2 protein-coding genes and 1 pseudogene are annotated in these 4,587 nt (G+C 59.2%); 1 reads left to right on the plus strand and 2 read right to left on the minus strand.

What is annotated here, in order from left to right; translation table 11 throughout:
• Positions 1–191: 191 nt before the first annotated feature.
• Both ABZW96_RS37305 and ABZW96_RS37310 read right to left on the minus strand, forming a co-directional pair.
• Positions 192–2,813 (minus strand): LuxR C-terminal-related transcriptional regulator, encoded by a 2,622-nt coding sequence (locus ABZW96_RS37305; protein WP_355081573.1) that lies wholly within the window; start codon positions 2,811–2,813, stop codon positions 192–194.
• Between the two features lie 300 nt (positions 2,814–3,113).
• The gene (locus ABZW96_RS37310; RefSeq protein WP_355081575.1) at positions 3,114–3,647 is read right to left on the minus strand and encodes a GNAT family N-acetyltransferase; all 534 of its coding nucleotides are present in this window, start codon (positions 3,645–3,647) and stop codon (positions 3,114–3,116) included.
• 156 nt (positions 3,648–3,803) lie between these two features.
• Here ABZW96_RS37310 and ABZW96_RS37315 point away from each other — a divergent pair.
• Positions 3,804–4,574 (plus strand): annotated as a pseudogene (locus tag ABZW96_RS37315) (IS5 family transposase).
• The last annotated feature ends 13 nt before the right edge of the window (positions 4,575–4,587 follow it).

The raw sequence follows: 4,587 nt of genomic DNA on the forward strand, positions 1-4,587 counted from the left end.
CGCCCAGCAGCGCCATGCCGATCTTCTCCAATTCGCGCTCACGCCCGACGAAGTCACTGGTGGCCACGGGTGCAGACCCCAGACCCGGCGTACGTTCGACCGACACAAGAACAGCCTAGACTGGCTTTGACCAGGGATTCGTGGTTTGCCAGCGATTGACCACGGTCGCGGTTGGATGCCGGCACACGCCCTCACATAGGCTGCGGTGGCCTTCTGCTTGTTCGGCGTGGTCGCCGCGCGGCTTCCAATCGGACTTCATCTATCCTACTCGCGGGGACGTATTTAATAATCTCTTCGCGGCTGGTTATGATTAGTTTCTGAAGAATCGCCGCCATTTGCGCATTGGTGGTTTTCACGGAGGTTCCTCGACGTGCAGCTATCGCGGTGTTGGTCCACCCCGCCGCCGCGAGGGCAGCAACCTCGCGCTCTGCGGCTGTCAACTGATTCCAGTGCGGTGATGCGAAAGTCTTTCCGTTGTCGTGGCTTTTTGATATTTCGGGGAAGGTTAGCGTACCTAGCGCGAGTCGCTGTACCTCACTGAATTCGAGGTGAAGCCGCGATCCGCGTGCTTTTTCCGCGGCGAAGGCCTCTGGTCCGATTATCTGGCGGGCAGTACCGACAGCCTTGGTCGACTCTTCTGCAAAAGGTCCTAGCTTATCGATGCGAAAACCGATCCTGCTGAATTCCGCTTGCAATCCACCAGTGAGGTGAGAGATTTCGATAGCCAACGCTGTATGCATCGCGCGGTCGTTATTTTCAGAGTTGATCGAGTCGGTGATAATGTATGCCAAGGACCAAATTCTGTATTGGACCGCCCATAGTCCGACCCATTGGTCTCGGGCATTTAGTTGACTCGCAAGTGCGGTTCTTTCTAGAGCAAGTGCTTCAGCAGGATTTCCATGTCTGGTCAAAGCGATTGACCGGGCAAGTTCAGCCTCGGTCCTTGCCCACAAAGATCCAGAAGCGATAGCACGTTCAAGAAAGTCTCGTGTGAGATAATCGGCTTGTTGCGCGTTTCCGAGCAGGGCTGCAGCCTTCGCTGCGTACATTTCGCTCATAAACGCAGATCCGACATCACCCAGCGCGTCGAACTTGTCTCGTGCGCGGGTGAAGACGGTGATTGCCTGGGCGTCGTGACGGACGATCAGTAGCTCAGTGCCCCAGGCATATTCGACGGGTGCGGGCAGGCCGACGTCGATGCCAGGTGTCTGTCGCCAGCTCTGTCTCTTGTCGTGGCCGGGGAGGCACGCGGCGAAGCAGGATTGGAGGATTTTTTCAGCGTCTCCGGGAAGGCCTTGCACCAAGGCGAGCCATGCGGTGGCGGACATGGCTGCGATCTGCAATTGGGTCAGGTGGGGGGCTAAAATCTGAGTGGCATTGAGGCAGTTGTCGGTCAACCGGCGCATCTCTCGAATCTTGCCTCTGGCAAATGGCATTCGCATGGAGATCAAATGTACACAGATCTCCAGGCCGATAAAGGCATCTCCCGGTGAAGTAAGACTTGTCTCGATCGCGGTCAGAATATTGTCCCACGCTGCTCGGGCCCAGTCCCATAATTCTCGACTTGCAGAAGAAGTAAACCACTGGCCTGCGGCCTGAGCTAGCTTATCTCGATAGTAGCGGCAATGCCTGTCTCTCAACCTCGCGGGCTCATCCTTGTCAACGGTGGAACGTTGACGCAGTCGATGCTGCGCGAAAACTCGCAGACTCTCTGTCAGAGAGTAAAAAACAGTATCTGATGTAATGCTGGTCGTGATCAGGGACTGGGCAGTAAGTCGTTCAAGTAATTCCTCGATGTCTCGTCGAGCAAGCGCTTCATTTGATTGACCCTTCTGGTTGTCCGTTCCGCAGGTTTCGTCGTCACAGCAAATAGCCTCAATTGCGTCCAGATCGGCTCCCATACTTATAGTAATATCTGGTAACTCGTGAGGATTAGTGTCATCGCCCGCTGCGAATACCGACATTCGGTCGAAGAGTAGTCGTTCCTTGTTGCTGCACAAAGCATACGACCATGCTATGACGTCGCTGACTCCGCGATGCCGCACGTCGGCCCCGAAACGGGGGCCGTGTGACCAGCGAAGCCGTGCGTCGTCGGCATGACCGGTAAGTCCATGCAAAACCATTGCTGGAGTCTGATGTGAAAGTCGCGCCGCTGCCAATTGTATATAAAGGGGGTGGTTGTGAACGCGGCGGCAGATTTTGGCGGCCATGGCTGTCTCGTCCATTCCCGTAATGGGATGACCAGTAAGTTCGGCGCGTTTCCGAAACAGGGCTATGGCATTGTGATGTGAAAGTGAAGGTATGGTGACCAGGTGTTCGTCAACCCATCCGATTGGCTCGCGGCTGGTTGCGATCACCGTCAGCCCGGCCACGGTATCGAGCAGTTTTGTGATCACTGCAGCCGCACCGACGAGGACGTGCTCACAGCTGTCGAGCACCAAGACGCTTTGGCGGATGCGTCTACGAGCGTCGATGCCTGAAAAGGTATCGGCCAGCACCTCCCAAACAGATCGCCCGGAGAAGTCGGATTCAGTAACAGATCGGGCGATTTCCTCTGCCACCGCCATCACGTCCGATCCGGGGGTGAGCCGCGACAACCGCACCCAAAGTACAGGTGTGTCTTTGGCCTTGTGGAGCCGGCGAACAACTTCGACCGCGAGCCGTGTCTTTCCGATCCCGCCCGGCCCGGTCAACGTGACCAACTGAGCCGAGCCCAGGATCAGAGTGCTGATCGTCTCTAGCTCACGCTCACGACCAATGAAACAAGCCGTAGCCACAGGCAGAGTGCTGTGATCACTGCTGTAAGGTGCCATGCCACACGATCGTAGTCCTTTAGGGCTTCCCCCACTGAAGGCGAACCCGATGCTGAGCGACAGTCATTGCGTGGGGATATTTCGCCCCCGATGACGACTGTTTCTGATGAGACGCATGGTTTGCAATGAAGCAGAGTTTACTCCGTATGCGTCATCGTCCAGGCCATCACGCTGCGACCGAAAGTGTTTCGTCTCGTCACGTTCCGTCGTGGCCGTCGAGGTAGCTGATCCGGCGATGATGTAAACGACGTTGTCGCGAACCACGGAATCCGAGTTTATTGCCAGATTTAAGAGCGTGTCTTATGTGGCCGTCCTGCCGATCTTGATCCAGTAACGTCGTGCCGGGCCGAGGTGGGTGTCCCGGATGCCCTCGGGGACGCCGCCGTGGCGTTCGATGGTCTTCGCTGAGGCGATGTTGTCGGCTGCGCAGACGATGAGCACCTGGTCCATTCCGTGTTTCCTTGCCTCGTCGAGTATCCGGCCCAGTGCCCAGGTGGCCAGGCCGCGTCGGCGTGCGGACGGTCGGATGCCGTAGCCGACGTGGCCGGCCGCTTGCACGAAGTCGTTGAACCCGTGCCTGAGAGCGATCCCGCCGAGCACTTGGTCACCCTCGACGATCCATCGGTAGGTGCAATGGACGCGGTGAGCTTCGATCGTCGCCTGGCCCGATTCGCGACCCAGCCGGGCCACCCAGGCTGCGAAACCCGCTGGCGAATCGACCTCGTCGGATGGCCGCAGCCCGAAGCCGTCCTCGTGAGAGCCAGGACCCCACTCGTCGTGCGCTTCGAGCCAGGCGGTGTGCAGGCGTGTGGTAGGAACGATCAGGGCAGGCATAGCGCGACAATACCGATCCGTGTCGCACATGCTCACGGCGTCTAACTCGCCAAAATCAGCCGTGAAAGCATTCGGCGCGAACGGTTTCCGCAGCTCAGGCTTCGACGGAGTCTCGTGTTGGGTAGTGGGTTCACTTGTGCTGCATTATGTTTCGCCGTGTGCGATAACTTGTCTCGGCGGCTGGTGCCCGACGAGTTGTGGGTGCTGACCGAGCCATTGTTGCCGGAGTTCACCCCTCGCGCGCAGGGCGGTGGCACAGCTCCGGTCGACCAGCGGGCCGTGTTTACCGCGGTGGTGTATGTCCTGACCAGCGGGTGTGCGTGGCGGATGCTGCCACCGTCGTTCGGAGTGACCGTGCCGACTGCGCATCGGCGGTTCGCCGTGTGGACCGAGGCCGGTCTGTGGCGGCGTTTACACCGGGCTGTGCTCGATGAGCTGGGCAGCCGAGGCTTGATCGACTGGTCGCGGGCGGTGATCGACGCGGCATCGGTGCGAGCGAAAAAGGGGGCCCTTTGACCGGGCCGAGTCCTGTCGACCGCGGTAAGTCCGGCTCGAAACTGCACGTGCTCTCCGATCGTGCGGGATTGCCTCTGTCTGTCGGTATTTCGGCAGCCAACACCAACGATGCCGAAGCGCTCAAACCGCTTGTGAAGGCGGTGCCCGCCATACGGTCGCGGCGCGGTCCGCGCCGGCGCAAGCCCGGCAAGCTGCACGCCGACAAGGCATACGATGCCGCCGAGTTGCGGCGATGGTTGCACGATCGGGGCATCGTGGTACGGAGCGCGCGAAAAGGCATCGAATCGTCCGAGCGCCTCGGCCTCCATCGTTGGGTGATCGAGCGCACGATGTGCGCCGCGAAAGCGGCGTGTCGTATCCCCGGCCCAGCCGGGAGGAACTTGGAGGGAGGTTCCTGGGTCGAATGGCTGACCTGATGCCGAAA

The organism is Nocardia sp. NPDC004168, from assembly GCF_040610355.1.
GTDB lineage: Bacteria > Actinomycetota > Actinomycetes > Mycobacteriales > Mycobacteriaceae > Nocardia > Nocardia sichangensis.